This is a genomic window from Candidatus Palauibacter irciniicola (genome assembly GCF_965208695.1).
Lineage (GTDB): Bacteria > Gemmatimonadota > Gemmatimonadetes > Palauibacterales > Palauibacteraceae > Palauibacter > Palauibacter irciniicola.
In genome coordinates this window covers 1,686,696-1,703,422 of record NZ_OZ242352.1, presented here as the reverse complement: position 1 = coordinate 1,703,422, position 16,727 = coordinate 1,686,696, and the positions used below count along the sequence as shown (strand labels likewise).

15 protein-coding genes are annotated in these 16,727 nt (G+C 70.3%); 8 read left to right on the top strand and 7 right to left on the bottom strand.

The window, feature by feature from the left end; translation table 11 throughout:
* Positions 1 to 14: 14 nt before the first annotated feature.
* The 3 genes from ACOGI9_RS07335 to ACOGI9_RS07325 are packed head-to-tail and all read right to left on the bottom strand — an operon-like array spanning position 15 to position 1,869.
* On the bottom strand, positions 15 to 779 hold the full coding sequence (locus ACOGI9_RS07335) for a VOC family protein (protein ID WP_419859209.1): 765 nt from the start codon (positions 777 to 779) through the stop codon (positions 15 to 17).
* A 29-nt stretch (positions 780 to 808) separates the two neighbouring features.
* Positions 809 to 1,105 carry a hypothetical protein gene (locus ACOGI9_RS07330; RefSeq protein WP_419859208.1) on the bottom strand — a complete coding sequence of 99 codons (297 nt, stop codon included), beginning with the start codon at positions 1,103 to 1,105 and terminating at the stop codon, positions 809 to 811.
* A complete protein-coding gene (locus ACOGI9_RS07325) occupies positions 1,102 to 1,869 on the bottom strand; it encodes an SURF1 family protein (protein WP_419859207.1) in 768 nt (255 codons plus the stop codon). Before ACOGI9_RS07325 ends, ACOGI9_RS07330 begins: the two co-directional genes overlap by 4 nt.
* A 96-nt stretch (positions 1,870 to 1,965) precedes the next feature.
* Here ACOGI9_RS07325 and ACOGI9_RS07320 point away from each other — a divergent pair, with 96 nt between their 5' ends.
* Genes ACOGI9_RS07320 through ACOGI9_RS07310 form a run of 3 tightly spaced genes read left to right on the top strand, consistent with a single transcriptional unit; the run spans position 1,966 to position 5,955 of the window.
* Positions 1,966 to 3,543, top strand: coding sequence for an AMP-binding protein (locus tag ACOGI9_RS07320; RefSeq protein ID WP_419859253.1), 1,578 nt, complete (start codon positions 1,966 to 1,968; stop codon positions 3,541 to 3,543).
* The gene (locus tag ACOGI9_RS07315; RefSeq protein WP_419859206.1) at positions 3,540 to 4,010 is read left to right on the top strand and encodes a PaaI family thioesterase; all 471 of its coding nucleotides are present in this window, start codon (positions 3,540 to 3,542) and stop codon (positions 4,008 to 4,010) included. The genes ACOGI9_RS07320 and ACOGI9_RS07315 overlap by 4 nt, the downstream gene beginning before the upstream one ends.
* Positions 3,997 to 5,955, top strand: coding sequence for an amidase family protein (locus tag ACOGI9_RS07310; RefSeq protein ID WP_419859205.1), 1,959 nt, complete (start codon positions 3,997 to 3,999; stop codon positions 5,953 to 5,955). The genes ACOGI9_RS07315 and ACOGI9_RS07310 overlap by 14 nt, the downstream gene beginning before the upstream one ends.
* A gap of 36 nt (positions 5,956 to 5,991) precedes the next feature.
* Here ACOGI9_RS07310 and ACOGI9_RS07305 read toward each other — a convergent pair whose 3' ends face one another.
* Positions 5,992 to 7,371, bottom strand: coding sequence for a 6-bladed beta-propeller (locus tag ACOGI9_RS07305; RefSeq protein WP_419859204.1), 1,380 nt, complete (start codon positions 7,369 to 7,371; stop codon positions 5,992 to 5,994).
* 232 nt (positions 7,372 to 7,603) lie between these two features.
* On the opposite strand from ACOGI9_RS07305, the gene ACOGI9_RS07300 reads away from it, so the two are divergent.
* The 3 genes from ACOGI9_RS07300 (at position 7,604) to ACOGI9_RS07290 (ending at position 10,091) form a co-directional block, all read left to right on the top strand.
* A complete protein-coding gene (locus ACOGI9_RS07300) occupies positions 7,604 to 8,386 on the top strand; it encodes a hypothetical protein (RefSeq protein ID WP_419859203.1) in 783 nt (260 codons plus the stop codon).
* A 152-nt stretch (positions 8,387 to 8,538) separates the two neighbouring features.
* Positions 8,539 to 8,925: a BlaI/MecI/CopY family transcriptional regulator gene (locus tag ACOGI9_RS07295; RefSeq protein WP_419859202.1), complete on the top strand. Its 387-nt coding sequence runs from the start codon at positions 8,539 to 8,541 to the stop codon at positions 8,923 to 8,925.
* A gap of 5 nt (positions 8,926 to 8,930) precedes the next feature.
* Positions 8,931 to 10,091, top strand: coding sequence for a M56 family metallopeptidase (locus ACOGI9_RS07290; protein WP_419859252.1), 1,161 nt, complete (start codon positions 8,931 to 8,933; stop codon positions 10,089 to 10,091).
* Here the strand turns inward: ACOGI9_RS07290 and ACOGI9_RS07285 are convergent.
* Together ACOGI9_RS07285 and ACOGI9_RS07280 are read right to left on the bottom strand one after the other, a co-directional pair.
* On the bottom strand, positions 10,053 to 11,276 hold the full coding sequence (locus tag ACOGI9_RS07285) for an NAD(P)/FAD-dependent oxidoreductase (RefSeq protein ID WP_419859201.1): 1,224 nt from the start codon (positions 11,274 to 11,276) through the stop codon (positions 10,053 to 10,055). The genes ACOGI9_RS07290 and ACOGI9_RS07285 overlap by 39 nt on opposite strands.
* A 15-nt stretch (positions 11,277 to 11,291) precedes the next feature.
* On the bottom strand, positions 11,292 to 14,651 hold the full coding sequence (locus ACOGI9_RS07280) for an amidohydrolase family protein (protein ID WP_419859200.1): 3,360 nt from the start codon (positions 14,649 to 14,651) through the stop codon (positions 11,292 to 11,294).
* Between the two features lie 85 nt (positions 14,652 to 14,736).
* On the opposite strand from ACOGI9_RS07280, the gene ACOGI9_RS07275 reads away from it, so the two are divergent.
* Positions 14,737 to 15,291 carry an NADPH-dependent FMN reductase gene (locus ACOGI9_RS07275; RefSeq protein ID WP_419859199.1) on the top strand — a complete coding sequence of 185 codons (555 nt, stop codon included), beginning with the start codon at positions 14,737 to 14,739 and terminating at the stop codon, positions 15,289 to 15,291.
* A gap of 26 nt (positions 15,292 to 15,317) precedes the next feature.
* The gene (gene dut, locus ACOGI9_RS07270) at positions 15,318 to 15,848 is read left to right on the top strand and encodes a dUTP diphosphatase (protein WP_419859198.1); all 531 of its coding nucleotides are present in this window, start codon (positions 15,318 to 15,320) and stop codon (positions 15,846 to 15,848) included.
* Positions 15,849 to 15,990: 142 nt separating this feature from the next.
* Here dut and ACOGI9_RS07265 read toward each other — a convergent pair whose 3' ends face one another.
* The gene (locus ACOGI9_RS07265) at positions 15,991 to 16,650 is read right to left on the bottom strand and encodes a hypothetical protein (protein ID WP_419859197.1); all 660 of its coding nucleotides are present in this window, start codon (positions 16,648 to 16,650) and stop codon (positions 15,991 to 15,993) included.
* Positions 16,651 to 16,727: the final 77 nt, after the last annotated feature.

Below are 16,727 nucleotides of genomic sequence, written 5' to 3'. Positions count from 1 at the left end.
GAGGCCCGCTCGGCCTACCTGCTGTGCAGGGAGAAAGCGGCGCCCTGGGGGTCGATGCCCTGCAGGATGAACTCGCCGCCGGGGACTTCCATCGGCCCGATGACGACCGATCCGCCCAGCTCCTTCACGAGTTCGGCCGAGGCGTGAACGTCGGACACGAGGATGTAGAGCCCCCAGCACGGCGGCGGCATGTCGTCGCTCCGGTTCATCATGCCGCCCAGCTCCTTGCCGTCGCGCCCGTACATCTGGTAGACGCCGGCCTCGCCCATGTCCATCGCCGTCGTCTTCTCCCACCCGAACAGGTCGGCGTAGAACGACCAGGCCGCGTCGAGGTCTCCGGCGATCAACTCGTGCCAGGAGAACTCTCCGAGGGCGGGCGCGCCGTCGTGCCCGGGCGTGTCGCCGGAGGGCTGGTACGCCGTGAACACCGCGCCGCCGGGATCCCTGAGGACCGCGAGTTGTCCGACTTCGGGGATCTCCATGCGGTGGATCACGCCGCCCCCCAGCCGCTCCGCCTGCGCCACCGTCGCGTCCACGTCCGGCGTCGACAGGTAGGGCATCCAGTGAGCCGGGGCTCCGCCCGCGAGGGCGTCGGCCGGTAACTGCATCACGCCGCCGATGGGAGTGCCGTTGTTGTTCCAGGTGATGTACTCCGGGCCTTCGCCCTGCCAGGCGCCGGTCTCCCAGCCGACGATCCGCCGGTAGAAATCCTGCGCGCCATCGAGGTCCGTGGTGAGAAGCTCGTACCAGCAGAAGCGGCCGAGCGGCGTGTCAGACATCGCGTGTCTCCTGTGGGTTGGTCGGTGGTTCAGTCATGGTCGTCGAGGAAGGGTGATTTCCTTTTGCGCGGCTCGTGGGCTTCCCCGAAGGGCGAGGCGCGCGGAGTGCCGCGGTCGGTCCTCGCCTCCGGCGTCGCGGCGCCGAGTATGGACTGGAGTTCCTGCTCGCTGAGTTCGAACGGGTCGTCCCCCGCGTAGAGGGGAGGACGTACGCGGTGCGGCGTGCCCGGGTTTCCCGGCAGCGGCTCGAACCGCCACTCGGATCGCGAGGCGACGCGCACCTCCCAGCGATTCCCCCGGCGGTCGGAGAACTTTCGATGGCTCACGGTCGCTTCCTTTCGGATGGGGACGTCCGGTCGCCTGAGGAGCGGAGCAGGATCGCGGTTCCGCCCAGCCCGATGACGGCGAACGCGAACCACTGGATCGCGTAGGACAGGTGCGGGCCGCTGTCGGTCTCGAGCGCGCGGGCGGGCCGCAGGGCGCCACCCAGGGGAGGATCGTCGGCCCGCAGGACATGGGGCGTGGGTTCAAGCGCCGTCTGTTCGCGGATCAGGGCCAGGTCGAGCCCCGCGATGGCGAGGTGTTGCGCGCCAGCGATCTCGGTCTGTAGGGGCTGTCCGCCGCGTCCGTCCCGCGAGGACACGAGAACTCCCTCGACCGCAGCCGAGGCTCGCGCGTCGCCGGGGGGTTCCGTCCAGCCCGACGCGAGGTCGGGGCGGAGGCCGTCGGGCGCGGGCAGCCAGCCGCGCAGGACCATCACGACCTGCCCGGCGTCGCCGCCGACGAGGAAGGGGGTCAGCACTTCCGCGCCCGCCCGCCCGTCCAGGGTGCGGCTCCGGAGGATGACCTCGCCGGCCCGGTCCCACCGGCCGGCGAGCCGCGCGCGGCGGCCGATGAGGCCCGCCGTATCGGGAGGCACGTCGCCGGGGCCCATCCACTGGAGCCGCGGGGCGTCGGCACGCTCGGCGCGGGCGCGCACCCCGGCGCTTCGTTCGCCATGCCGGTCGAGTTGCCAGAACCCGAGGCGGATGAAGAGCGCCCCCAGGGCGAGGGCCACGGCGCACAGCAGGATCCTTCGGTTGATGGTCACGGCACACGAGTCTATCCGGTCGGGGTGGCGAACGCAGCCGCAGGCGGGTTCGCGGCCACCTTGCCGCACCGCCACCGGTTCGCCGATCTTCCCGCGATGATTTTCCAGAGCCCCCACCCCCCGATCTCCGTCCCGGAGCAGTCGTTCTCCGATTATCTCCTGGGTTCCCTCGGGGATCGCCGGGACAAACCCGCGTTCATCGAAGGATCGAGCGGCCGCGTGGTGACCTACGGGCAACTCCGGGACCAGGCGCGCGCCGCGGCGCGGGGCCTCGCGGCCCGCGGACTGGAGCGGGGAGGCGTGGTCGCCATCTGCAGCCCGAACGTGCCCGAGTACGCGACGGCCTTCCTCGCGGCCGGCATGGCCGGCGGCTGCAGCACGACGCTGAACCCTCTCAGTACCGACGACGAACTCGTCTCCCAGTTGAACGACTCCGGCGCCCGCTGGTTCATCACCGTGCCGCCGCTTCTCGAACGGGCGCGGGCGGTCGCGGCGCGAACAGGCATCGAAGAGATCTTCGTCTTCGGCGAGGCCGAGGGCGCCACCGCCTTCGCCGACCTCATCGGAGACGGGATGGCGACGGATGCGGAGATCGCGGGCATCCGCAATCCCGCCGAGGATCTGCTCACGCTCCCGTATTCGAGCGGCACGACAGGCGTTTCCAAGGGCGTGATGCTCACGCACCGGAACCTCGTCGCGAACATCGAACAGTTCAGCGCCGTCGGCCTCGTGGACGCCGACGACGTCGTGCTCGCCGTCCTCCCCTTCTTCCACATCTACGGGATGGTCGTCGTCATGAGCGGCGCCCTGCGAGCGGGCGCCACGGTCGTCACCATGCCCCGCTTCGATCTCGAGGAGTTCCTCGGGGCGATTCAGCAGTACCGGGCGACGTGTCTCTACCTCGTTCCGCCGATCTTGCTCGGCCTCGCCAAGCACCCTGCGGTCGACGGCTACGACCTCTCGTCCGTGAACTGGATCATGTCCGGGGCGGCACCGCTCGGAGAGGAAATCGCCCTCGCCTGCCAGGACCGGATCGGGTGCCGCGTCTTTCAGGGCTACGGCCTCACCGAGGCGAGTCCGGTGACGCACGTCTGCTTCGGGGAGAACGTCGATGTGGACAAGATCGGGACGATTGGACCGACGATCCCGAGCACGGAGATGATGATCGTCGATCTCGATTCCGGAGAAGCGCTCGGACCCGGCGGGGAAGGGGAGGTATGGATCCGCGGCCCGCAGGTGATGAAGGGATATCTCGGGAACCCCGAGGCGACCGCGGACACGGTCGATGCCGAGGGCTGGCTGCACACCGGGGACGTGGGGCGCGCGGACGAAGACGGGTATGTGACGATCGTCGACCGGGCCAAGGAACTCATCAAGTACAAGGGCTACCAGGTAGCTCCGGCCGAGCTCGAGGACCTCCTCCTCTCCCATCCGGCCGTGGCCGACGTCGCCGTCATTCCGGTGGCGGATGAGGAAGCCGGAGAGATCCCGAAGGCGTGCGTCGTGCGGGCGGGAGATGTGAGCGGCGACGAGATCATGCGGTACGTGGCCGAGCGCGTGGCTCCGCAGAAGAAGATCCGCGCCGTGGAGTTCCTCGATGAGATCCCGAAGTCGGCGTCGGGCAAGATCCTGCGGCGGTTCCTGGTGGAGCGCGAGCGGGCCGCGGCGCGGTGAGCGAGGCGCTGCAGCAGAGGTACGCGCCCGAGTCGATCTGTTTCGGCTGCGGCCCGGCGAATCCGGAGGGACTCCGGCTGTGCAGCTTCCCCGCGGCGGACGAGGGCCACGAGGTGGTGGCCGAATGGACGCCCGGGCCGAATCATCGATCGTTCCCGGGAATCCTCAACGGAGGGATCATCGGGACGCTGCTCGACTGCCAGTGCAACTGGTGCGCCGCGCACTACTTCATGCGTACGCGCGGCCTGGACCATCCACCCGTCACGGTGACGGCCGAATACACGGTCCGGCTCCGGAAGCCGACACCCTCCGACGCGCCGGTGCAGCTCCGGGCGCGGATCGCCGAGGCGGGTGAGCGCAAGGTCGTGGTCGAAGCCGAACTGCTTTCCGGAGGCGAGTGCACGGCCACCTGCTCGGGGACGTTCGTGGCCATCGGAGAAAGGCACCCGGCACATGGAACCCGCTAACGTTCCCGTCGCCCGTTCCCTCATCGTCCGCCGCCTCATCGCATGGAGTCTCGTGTTCGCGGGGGGCGCCTCCTCGGCGGCACGGCTCTCCGCCCAGGCCGCGGACGCCGCCGGGTCGGCGCCGTTCGAGGTGACGGAGGCGTCGATCCCCGAGCTTCAGGCGGCGCTCGAGTCGGGCCGGGTGAGCTCGGCCGACCTGGTGGATGCCTACCTGGCCCGGATCGCGGCGTACGACCGGGCGGGGCCGATGCTCAACGCGATCATCCGCCTCCATCCCACGGCGAGGGAGCAGGCGCGGCGGCTCGACTCGGAGCGCGCAGCGGGGCGGGTGAGGGGGCCGCTGCACGGGATCCCCATCCTCCTCAAGGACAACTACGACACGTTCGACATGCCCACGGCGGGGTCGACGGTCGCGCTCGCGGGGTGGACGCCGCCGGACGACGCCTTCCAGGTGCGGAAGCTGCGCGAGGCGGGGGCGATCATCCTCGCCAAGACGAACATGCACGAGCTGGCGGCGGGGATCACGAGCATCAGTTCGCTCGGCGGGCAGACGCGGAACCCGTACGACCCGGCGCGGAACCCGGGCGGTTCGTCCGGCGGGACGGGCGCCGCGGTCGCGGCGAGCTTCGGCGCCGTGGGGTGGGGGTCGGACACGTGCGGCTCGATCCGCATCCCGTCGTCGGTCCACAACCTCGTCGGGCTGCGGCCGACGAAGGGACTGTCGAGCATCGACGGGCTCATCCCTCTCTCGCACACGCAGGATACGGGCGGGCCGCTCGCGCGCTCCGTCGTGGATCTCGCGATCGCCCTCGACGCGACGGTCGGCGCGGATGCGGCGGACCCGGCCACGGAGGCGATGCGGAGCCGGGAGCCCGCCGGCTTCCGCGCGGCGCTCGACGCGGCGTCGCTGGCGGGGGCGCGCATCGGAGCCCTGACGGAGTGGCTGTCGGATTCGGGCGCGGAAGCTCCGGTCACGGCGGCCGTTCGTGCCGCCCTCGACGCGATGGCCGCCGCGGGGGCGGAGATCGTCGAAGTCGAGATCCCGGAGCAGGATTCGCTGCTCGCGAACACGGGCGTGATCGGGCACGAATTCGCCGTGGATCTCGCCGAATACCTGGCCGCGCCCGGCGGCGCGCCGGTGGCGTCGCTCGGGGAAATCGTGGAACTCGGGCTGCACCACGAGCAGCTCGACGGAACCTTCCGGCGGCGCAGCGAGGCGGGCCCGCGCGACGAGGAGGCCTACGCCGAGGCGCTGGAGCGGCAGGCGGCGCTGCGGGAGGCGATCGTGGCGTTCATGGACGAAGAGGGGCTCGACGCGATCGCCTACCCGACGCTGCGGCGCGACCCCGCGCGGATCGGCTCGCCGCCGGTCGGGGGGACGTGCCAGCTGGCCGCGCACAGCGGGCTCCCGGCGATCAGCGCGCCCGCGGGCTTCACGCGGACCGGGATGCCGACCGGCGTCGAGCTGATCGGCCGCCCGTTCGACGATGCGCGCCTGGTCTCGTTCGCGTACGCGCTCGAACGGGCGATCGAGCCGCGCCGCGCACCTCACCGCACGCCCCCGCTCGTGGACGGCCGCGCGCCGGAACCGCTCCGCTTCAGCGTCGTCGGCGATGGCGGATGGGCCGGGCGGCCCGCCGCCCCTCGGCTCCACGGCAGCTTCAGCCTCGACCTGCCGGGCGGCACGCTGCGCTACGTCATCTCCACGTCCGGCCTCGGGCCGGCGGACGCCCACGCGATCGTGCTCCAGCGCCGCGGGAGCGGGACGCGGCCGAACGCCGTCGTGCGACGTCTCTCCGGCCCGGGCCACACCTCGGCCGAGGGCACGGTGACGCTGAGCGCCGCCGACCTCGACGATCTGCTCGCGGGGCGGTTCGAACTCGCGCTGTACACGGCCGACCGCCCGCGCGGCGCGGTCCGGCTCGTGCTCTCGCCGGAGGGCTGAGGGGCAGGCGCAGACGCGGCGGCCGTCGTCTCGGAGTCAGCGAACCTCGGCCGGCAGCCTCCGCACGACCACGCGCGCCACGTCTAGTTCGTCGCGCTCGATGAATGCCGCGAGTCCGCCCGGGCCGAAGGCGTCCGGCATCTCCGTCGCGCCGCCCGTGTAGGTGCCGACGTACTCCCCTTCGGCCGTCAGGACATCGATGGGCCCGTCGCTTTCCGGCTCTTCGCCGCGTCGCTGCACCCAGATCCGCCCCTCCCACGTCGTGGCGAGGCCGCGCAGCACGGGGACCTCGTGATAATAGCGTTCCTCCAACTCGAAGCTGGCTGTCGGACGAGGGTTGTTCCCCTCGCGTCGTCCGCGGAACTCGACGATTCTCAGTCCCGACGCCGCGCCGCCGAGCGCCCTCCGGGCGGCCGCCGTCCTCTCCTCTCGCTCGCTCCGGATCTCCGGCGTCACCGGCTCGGGCCGGAAGGGCCGCCGGATGATGCGCCCGACCTCCCGCGCACCCGGAGGAGTGACCTTGAGGGCGTACGCCGATGAGTCGGAGTGAACCACGCCGCCATCGGGGAGAATGCCGACCAGTAACCGGGGCTCGAACACGGTGGGCAGGGTCATGCCGCGAAGCGCATCTCGAAGCTGCGCCGGGACATCGTTCGACGCGAGATCATCCAGGTCCGTTTGTGGCGGCAGCCAGCCCTTCGCCACCGTGTCGGCGCTCGCGACCTCCCCTTCGAGCCCGACCCGCAGCACCGGACGGGAGGTGGGCGGAGTCGGCACGCCGCTCCCCAAGCCCCTGACCGTGACACCCGCGGTTCCGGCGTCAAAGACCGCTCCGCCGCGCGGGTCCGCCCGAATGTCGTGGGCCGGGATGGACACGGCGTCGGGTCCGTCGCCCGCCCGCACCATGCGCTGAAACTCGCCGGAGGCGTCGAACAGCTGGTAGGCGCGGTGGCCGACATCGCTCACGACCACGGTCCCGTCCCTCAACACCGCGTAACCCATCGGCTGGTTGAACTCGCCGGGACCTCCGCCCGAGGAGCCGAACTCGCGCACGAACCGCCCCGCCGCATCGAACACGAGGACCCTCACCTCCCCCGGACGCATCAGCGTCATCCCCCCGAAACTCGTCGGACCGGCCGTCCCGTCGAAGACGTACAGGTTGCCCTCCGCGTCGAAGGCGACCCGGCCCACCTCGGCGAACATCTCCCACGACTCGCCGTCGAGGACGCCGACCCGGTAGACCTCCTCGAACTCGGGATCGATCCGCCGGTCCCGGTCCGTGATCTGGATCACTTCCTGCGCCTGAAGGGCGGGGATTGCAAGGGTCGGGCTCAGGGGGAGGGGTGCGCCGACGAGGTGGATCCCGAGACCGACCATGATCCGCGGGATGAGTCGGTTCAGCCGTTTCTCCGTCATTCCGGATTCTCCTCCAAGAGCCAACTGCGTGCCGGTCGCCGACACCGTGAGCGCGGTACGTCACTCGCGTCGACAGGTCCCATCTGGGACAGGCGCGGGTGAGTTCGGGGTTGCCCGAATCTGGCACCCTTGTGCGCTTCCCGGAACTCATATAGACTACCGGAATAGTTGACTATTACAGTAGTCAATCACGATGGATACGAACCGACAACGAGACGAGAAGGGAATTGCGATGAAGATCATGATCGTATCGCTGATGCTGCTCGGCGCCGCGGGAGTAGGCGGGCCCGCGCTGGTGGGCGGCGGGGGGGACGATGCGCCCCCGGTGCAGGAGCGGCCGGAGCTGCAGGCCGTCGGGAACAGCGCGGACGCGGACGCGCTCTACGAGATGGTGAAACAGGCGCGCGCCGCGCTCCGCGAGACGCGCGTGCTCGCGGGGCTCAGCGCCGATCCGGCCGGCCCACAAGCCGGTTCGCCGGCAAGCCGGCAAGGCCGCGAGGAAGGCGGCGCCTACCTCGCGAAGATGACGAGGCAGGACGAGGTGTTCGCGAACGGTGCCCGCCTCGTCCTCGCGTTCAACCCCAATACGCAGGTCTTCGCGGGTTCGGTCACGAACACGACGGCCACGACCCTGTCGCAGGTGCGCGTCGAGATCCACCTGGACAACGGCACGGAACTTGGGCCGACGAAGCGCGTCGACGTCGCGCCGGGTCAGACGGTCCCCGTCGAGCTCGGTACGTTCGGCGAGGAGTTCAGTTCCTGGATCAGCCATCCCGAAGCCGGCATCGAGCGAGGGCACGGCGCCGGAGGCGAGGAGGGCGGCGAAGGCCACGGCGGCCGCGAAGGCCCCGGCGAGCACGGCGGTCGCGAGGGCGGCGAGCACGGAGTTGGCGAAGCCCGCGGCGATGGAGCCCGTCCACAGGACGCGGCCTACCGTCCGCTGTACAACCAGCTCCGGATCCTGCGCGGCGAGATGCACGCATTCGAGACCGAGCTGAAGGCGAGGTCGCGATAGCCTCGCATCCGTCTTCGCCGCGTCCACCGAGTGACCCGCCTCGCGGTTGGCGCGTCAATACACCGTCCGCATCGGGCACCCCTGTCGGAATCCGGGGTCGATGGGTATGACTATCCAGGTAATCGCCAAGTCCCGTACTCAAGAGCCCAGCCATGAAACGGAAACGTCAACTCGGAGATCTGCAGCTCGCCATCATGCGCGTGCTCTGGGAGCGCGGCGAAGCCCCGGCGATCGAGGTCCACAGGGCACTCTTCGAGGAGCGCGGGCTCGCCGTCACGACAATCAAGACGATGCTGCGCAAGCTCGAGGAGTACGGGTGCGTGAGCCACCGACTGAATGGCCGACAGTTCATCTACCGGCCCGAGATCGCCGAGACGGATGTTCGCGAAGGGATGGTCGGTGACCTCGTGCAGCGGCTGTTCTCCGGCGACAGCGCGGCGCTGGTCAACCACCTGATCGAGTCCGGCGAAGTCGATGTCGACGACCTCGATGATCTCAGGGCTCTCGTCGCCAGGAAGAGGAAGGGGGGAGCGGGTTGAACGGGATGATGGCGTGGCTGCTCGCGTTCCTCGTGCATAGCACGCTGTGGTGCGGCCTTGCCTGGGCCGCTCTGCGCCTCTTCCCCCGGACGCATCCGCGTCTGAAGGAAACGATCTGGTGCACGGCGCTCGCCGCGAGCCTCATCACGCCGACCACCCGGGCGTTCGTCTCGCCGGAGGCGGCGATCTGGCGGCTTCCGGTGCCGGGCTTCGTCAGCGGAGCGGAGCCACCTGACGCCGAAGGCGAGCACGGTGAGCACGACCGTGGCGGTGTCGTGGCGCCCATCCCCCTGCGCACGGGCGAAGAGGTCGGCGGCTCGGGTGAAGCGGCTCACAGCGAACGCGAAGCGGCCCACAGCGATGCCGCGGTCAGCCCGGGCTGGTACGGTCCCGCCGGCGCCGCGTGGCTCGCACTCGCCGCCGGTCTGCTCGCCCTGTACTTCCTGCGGCTGGCGGTGCTCCGGGTCCGCCTCCGGCATCGCGAGTCGGTGACGGACCCGCGGGCCTCTCGGGCGTTGGCCGCGCTCAGCCGCAGAGCGGCGTTGGACTCGCCCCCGCGCCTGACGGAGTCCCACGCGCTCGGTTCGCCGCTGGCGCTCGGCGCCGGCCCCCGTCGCGAGGTCTGTGTGCCGGTTCGGGCCTTCCACGAACTGGACGATGGCGAACTCACCGCGCTCCTGGGCCACGAGGTCGCGCACCATCGGCGCCGCGACACGATCCGGCTGGGGATCCTGAACGTCCTCCGGGCGGTCTTCTTCTTTCAGCCTCTCATCCGGCTGGCGGTGCGGGAGGTACGCCTCGCCGCCGAGGAGCAGTGTGACGACTGGGCGGCCAGCCAGCTCGAAGACCGTTTTGCGATGGCGAGTTGTCTGACCGAAGTGGCCGGGTGGGTCGTCCGGCGCGACCGGAGCATCCCCGTCCCCTGCATCGGCCGGCGCCGCTCGCAACTGGAACTGCGCGTGCGGCGCCTGCTGGACGAACCCGGTTCGCCCAGGCCGCCGGCGGGAGTCTGGCGGGGCATGAGCGTCGTCGGCCTCCTTGCGCTTGCCCCCCTGTTCGCTCCCGCGGTGGCCCCCGCCGGAGACCTTCCCCACGAAGACGGGCACGCTTCCGAGCATCACGACGGGCTACGAGATGGATCCGGCGCCGTAGGCCCCCAGGAGTAGCGCTTCTTCGCTGAAGCGCTCCGGGCGGTACGACGCGAGGTCGACGTCGGGCGTCTCGCCCAGCAGCGATTGCGCCACGCAGCGCCCGATCGCCGGAGCCATCTTGAACCCGTGCCCGGAGAAGCCGTAGGCGAGGTACAGACCGGGCACGCCGGGCGCGGGACCCAGCACCGGATTCCAGTCCGGCGTGATGTCGTAGGGCCCCACCCATGAGTCCGTGAGGCGCGCCCCCTCGAAGGCCGGCATGCGGGCTCCGATCTGCGTCCGCTGCAGGGAGATGAGGTCGCGCGGAGCCGTCGCGGTCATGCGGTCGGGATCCTCCAGCGGGTCTCCAAAGTCTCCGGTCCCCACGAGCACGACACCGCCATCGGCAGGTCGAAAATACATCTTGTTATCGACGGTAAGGTCTTTGACAATCGGAAATTCAGGACCATAGGAAGGTGCGCCGCCGAACGTCAGCACCACGTGTCGCGACACCTGCAAGCGGAGGGCTTCGACGGCATCGTCCGACAGGCTCGAGTCGGCGTAGAGTCCGCGAGTCCAGGGCCCCACCGCACTCACGACATACCGGGCCTCCACGGTTCCGCCGGGCGTGGCCACGCCGGTCACGCGACTCGCGGCGGGACGGCCGTTCGGCGCGAGCCGCAGCCGCTCCACGGGCGTGTGCTCGAACACCGCGACCCCGCGCCGCCGCGCGGCCGTGACGTACCCGAGGGTTGTCGCGATCGGGTCGGCGTAGCCGGACGCGGGCTCCCAGCCGATCGCGGACACGTCCCCCAGTTCGAGCCAGGGGTGCAGCTCGCGGGCCTCCGCCCGGTCGATGGGCGACGTGTCCGCGCCCAGCTCCCGCTGCCGGGCGAGATTGTCGGCCAGCCGGTCGGCGAACGCTCCGGGCCCCGCGAGGATGAGGTAGCCCGAGTTCACGAAGCCGCACGCCACGTCGTCCTCGCCGAGCGCCTCCCGGAAATCGCGGAACACGTCGAGACTCCGGAGCGTGAGCGCGGTGTTGCTCGCGACCGAGTAGTGGCTGCGGATGATGGCGCACGACCGGCCCGTGCCCCCGCTGCAGATCTCTCCCCGGTCGAAGAGGGCGACCGAGGCGTCCGACAGCTCCGCCAGGTGGAAGGCGATAGAGGCGCCGACGACGCCCCCGCCCGCGATGACGAAGTCGTAGCCGCTCCGCACCGATCCGCCTTCTCCTCAGCGGGACGTTACGCCGGGGAGCCCCTCCGGTTCGTCGTCCCACCACCAGAGCGGGGCCAGCGGCCGCTGCCGCGGATGGATCTCGTCCAGCGTATCCGCGTCGTACAGGCGCCCGTTCAGCATCACCTGCTCGATCGCGTTCGTGTTGCGCAGGTTGTCGAGGGGGTTCGCCGTCAGGATCACGAGGTCGGCGAGCTTGCCCGCCTCGATCGAACCGAGATCCCGGTCGAGCCCGATCGCTTCGGCGCCGAAGATCGTCGCCGTGCGCAGCGCGTCGTGCTCGTCCATGTCGTCGGCGGCCATCGCCCACAGCTCCCAGTGGTAGCCGAGTCCCTGCAACTGGCCGTGGCTCCCCACGCCCGCCTTGCCGCCCGCGTCGACGAGGTTCCTGACGAACTCCCCGTGCCGCACGAACACGTGCTGGTCCTCGCGGAACCACTGCGGCCGGCGCAGCGTGCGCGAGTCCACCTCATCGTGCGGGACGAAGCGGCGCAGCTTCGGATCGTCGTGCGGGTTCTCGCGCGAATAGAAGTAGTTCTCCGCCCACGGGCCTCCGTACGACACGAGCAGCGTCGGCGTGTAGACCCGACCCGTCTCGGCGAACAGCCGCACGTAGTCGTCGTACACCGGGAAGACGGGGATGGAGTGCTCGAGCCCCGGGTATCCGTCCAACGTTTCCGTGAGGTTTTGCCGAAGGTTCAGCGATCCCTCCGTCGTCGGCATGAGCCCGAGTTCGCGGGCCGCCATGATGATGTGCTGCCGCCCCTTTCGCGCCGCGGCCACGTACATCTTGATCGTCTTCGTATCGAAGTAGTCGGCGTAGCGGGAGAGGACATCCCTCGCCTCCTCCTCCGTGTCGATCCCGTCCTGCCAGAAGACGCCCGGCCCCGTCGAGTAGACGCGCGGCCCGAGGATGCTCCCTGCCCGGACCATGTCCGCGTAGGAGAGCACCTCCGTGTTCCCGGTCTGCGGGTCCCGGGTCGTCGTCACGCCGTAGGCGAGGTTGGCGAGGTAGGGCCACACGTCCGTGCGGTGGAGCTGGTCGCGCGCCCGCAGGTGCGCGTGCGTGTCGACGAACCCCGGCACGACCGTCCGGCCGCCGATGTCGAAGACGACGGCATCTTCCGGCACGGCGACCGTACCGCTCGCGCCCACCGCCTCGATCCGGTTGTTCCGGATGACGATGTCCGCGTTCTCGATGACCTCGTCGCCGTTCATCGTGATCGCGCGTCCGCCGCGGAGCACCGCAACGCCCGCGGGGATGTCGCGCGGCGCGTCGATGAGGATGCGGTGTTCAACCGCGCGGTAGCCCTCGTCCTCCTCCTCCGGTTCGGTCTCCTCCTCCTCTTCTTCCTCGTCCGCTCCGGCCTCCTCGTCCGTCTCATCGACATCTTCGGCGGCTTCGGCCGCCTCCACGCTGTCTTCGTAGGCCTGCGCGGCGTCGAGGTCGTAGGAGAAGTGGGCGTTGCCGAGCGAGAAGTGCACCGTGCGCCCGTCGCCGCTCCAGGCCGGGAACTCGCCGCCGATATCGGTGACGCGGCGCGCGGGGAAGGAGGCGTTGTCCGGGTTCGAGACGTTGATCGTCGGCGTCACGCCGACGCGCGGCACCGTCACGGTGTAGATCTCGCGCTGAATCTCGGCGAGCGCCTGGTCGCCGCGCGGCGCCATCTCGATGGTCGAGGGGGACAGGCCCTGCGTCGAACCCTGAGGCGTGGGCCCGCGCACCTTCACATGCTCCTTCTCGTCCGTCCCATCCCAGCGAATCGAGACCAGGGCGTCGGGGAAACGGAAGAGATGGATGCGGTCGTTTTCCTCCACGAAGTGGGGGTTCGCGCGTCCGTCCGTGGGCGCAATGAGCGTCGCCGGCCCCCCATCGGAGCCGTCCGGGTCGGCGGACACCCACACGATCTCGGTGCCCGGCGCGCCGCCCTCGCCCTGGGTTTCATAGGCCCGCACGAGGCCGCGCACGGCGACGATCCGGTCGCCCGGCCCCCACGCGGGGGCGAAGTACGTCGCCGCGTCGCGCGTGAGACGCACCGGATCCCCGCCGCCGTCGCTCCTCGCCTTGTACAGGTGCCCCTCGTTCCCGTCCCACGTCGAGTACGCGATCCACGCGCCGTCCGGCGACCAGGTCGCGAAGTGCTCCGACATGTCCGCGTCCGTGAGGCGTTCGGGGTTCGAGCCGTCGGCGCCCGACAACCAGAGGCGGTCCAGCGCCGTGAAGGCGAGTCGGTCCCCGGCGGGGGAGGGCGCCGCGTCGCGGATCTGGCGCACGGTGAAGGTCGGCGTGTCCTCGATCGGATAGTCGAAGTCGACCCGCGGCCCCAGCGTGAGGTCGAACCGGACGCGGAAGGGAATCTCCTCCGCCTCGCCCCCCTCGACCGGGAGCTTCCAGATCTTCCCGCCGTAGGAGGCGACGAGGTGCCGCGAGTCCGGGGTGAACGACATGCCGGGGAGCACGTCGAGCGTGGCGCGCGACTCCTGGTCGTCGTGCTGGACGGGATAGGCGAGCCAGCGCTCGTCACCGCTCTCGAGGTCCCGGATCAAGAGCCCGGTGTGTGCCTCGTGCCGCGTCCCGAACACGAGCCAGCGTCCATCGGGCGAGAGCACGGGCCGGATCGCGGAGCCGTATCGGGAGGAGCGGGTGTATCGTTCGCCCGACTCCCGGTCGTACGCCTCGAGCTGGTACTGCGGGAACTGCGCGTTGTAGGTCCAGTCCCCGGTCCGCCGCGCATACCAGATGTAGCGGCCGTCGGAGGAGACCGCGGCCCCGAGCATCTTGAGGTTGTCCGGTTCCGAGACGAGCTGGATGCCGCTCCCGCCGTCCACGTGGAACATCTTGAGCTTCGGCAGCCCGCCCCCGCGGAAGCCGCCCATCGAGGCGACGACGTAGTCCCCATCCGGGAGCCACTCGGGGGACTCGGCGCGATTGGCCGACCCCCGGGAGATCTGCGTCGTGTCGGAGCCGTCGAGCGAGCGGATCCAGATGTTCTGCCCGCCGTCGTAGTCGGAGGTGTAGACGATCCGCGCGCCGTCGGGCGAGAAGCGGGGCTGGGCGTCGAAGGCCATCCCCGAGGTGAGCTGCGTCGCATCCCCGCCGCCGATCGGGATGGTGAAGAGGTCGCCGAGGTAGTCGAAGACGATCGTCTCGCCGTCCGGGCTCACGTCGAGAGAAATCCAGCTCCCCTCGGTCATGTCCATGGCGACGGTGCGATCGACGGGCAGCGGCAGGTTCTCGTTCCGACCTTCGTTCTCCTGACCCCGCACGCCTCCTGCGGCAGGGAGGAGGAAGGCGACGGAGAGACCGTACAGGGGGACGGCGCGGAACGCGGCGGTAATGAACGACGGCTTCCTCATCGGACGACTCCCGGGAACGTTGACCTTGGCCCTCGGGCACATTGCGGTTTGCGCGTCGTGCCGCCGCCATGCACTCTCCCGTCCCATGAATCATATCTCCCTGCTTGCCGTTGCGGGCAGTTGCCGCCGGCGGTCGTTCAATCGGGCGCTTCTGCGGGCCGCCATCGCGCGGGCGCCGGAGGGCATCGAGATCCGGGATTTCGATCCGTCGCGGTTGCCGTTCTATGACGGAGACGTGGAGGCCGCGGGCGATCCGGACGAGGTGGCGGAATTCAAGGCTGCGGTTCACGCCGCGGACCTGGTGCTGCTCGTGACGCCGGAGTACAACGGGGGTCTGCCGGCCGTGCTCAAGAACGCCGTGGACTGGGGGTCGCGGCCCCCGCGTCCGCAGGCGTGGGACGGGAAGCCCGTCGCGATCATGGGGGCGACGCCGGGCCGGCTGGGGACGGCGCTGGCCCAGCGCTCTCTGCGCGAGTCGCTCGCGGGACTCAACGCCCACGTGATGCCGCAGCCGCGAGTTCTGCTCTCGGGAGCGGGCGCCGTGTTCGACGACGACCTCGAACTGGCGGACGAAGCCACCGGGAAGCATCTCGACAGATTCATGTCCGCCGCCGCAGAATGGGCACGTCGGTTCCGCTGAACGATCAGACAGGTGGGGGAGGGGTTTTGTCCGACGCCGACGGCGCCCGCGTCATCTTCGAGAAGCTGGCGAAAGACGTTCGCGTTCCGACGCGAGCCACGAGGCAGTCGGCCGGCTACGACATCCGGGCGCATCTCACGTGCGGACCGGTTCGGGTCCATCGGGGGGCCAACCGCGAGACCATCTCCGTGACCGCGACCTCCACGGCGAACGGCGCCCCTTCGATCGCCCTCGAACCCGGCGACCGGGCGCTCGTGCCCACCGGCTTTCGCGCCCGGCTGCCCGACGGCTACGAAGCGCAGATCCGCATGCGGTCGTCGCTCGCCTGGAAGCGCGGGCTCACGGTGCCGAATGCGCCGGGCACCGTGGACGCGGATTATCCGGACGAGTGGTTCGTCCTCGTCCTCAACTCGGCGCCGCACCCCATTCGGATCGAACACGGCGAACGGATCGCCCAGGTCGTCCTCCACAAATACCGGGTCGCGCGCTGGGAGGAGGGGCCGGTCGCGATCTCGACGGATCGCGCCGGCGGACTCGGCAGCACCGGCAAACGATAAGGAGAAGACGCGATGCCCGAACTGCAGGAATGGCTCCTCGCCATCCCCGTCCTGATCACGCTGCTCGTCATCTTCCTCGTCGAAGTCACCGGCTCGTCCCGGCGCTGAAGCGCCCGGCGCCGGCGAGGAAACGGCCGCTACCCTAGCGGAACGGCTCCGGGCGGGGGCGCTCGAACGGTTCCGTTTCCTCCATGCGGTCGACTTCGATCGTGTCCGCGTGCGGGCAGGCGACCGAACGCGACGCGGCCCCCTCGACGATGAGGTAGTCCCCGGTCGCGGCGTCTCCCAGGTCGCCGGCCAGCGTGTAGGAGTACCCGTCCCGGTCCTCGAACGTCACACAACCGTTCTCCTGCCCCGCGATCGTGCCGGTGCGCTGAATCCGGCCCGCCTCATCCGTCACGTGGAAGGGGTCGGAAAGCCCCGTGGGCGCGAAGTTCCCGTTGAAGATGATGAAGACGACGGCGCGGTCCCACGTCGCGGTCTCCGGCACGCTCACCGTGGCTCCGATCTCGCCGAACTCACCCTGGTCGCCGGTCCCGAGTTCCTCGAAGCCCGTGCCGATGGCTCCCAGGCCGACGACCACCCTCGCCTGGAGCGGGATGTTCTCGGTGTAGAGGCTGACCTCGGTGCCGGGCGGTCCGATGCGCGGCTCCATCGTCTGGATCTGGCGCAGGGAGTCGGGCGTGGCCGGGTTCGGGTGCGCCTGCGCGAACGCGTGGCCGGGGACGAGGAGCAGGATCGACAGCGCGCCGAGACGCGAGAACGTGCGGACCGCGGCGCGTCGCTTCAGGAATCGATTCATGATGGCCTCCGGGCGAAATCGTCCCGTCCATGCTGGGCCCCGCGCCACCTCACCCGCAAGCGGAGGCGGTTCTTCTG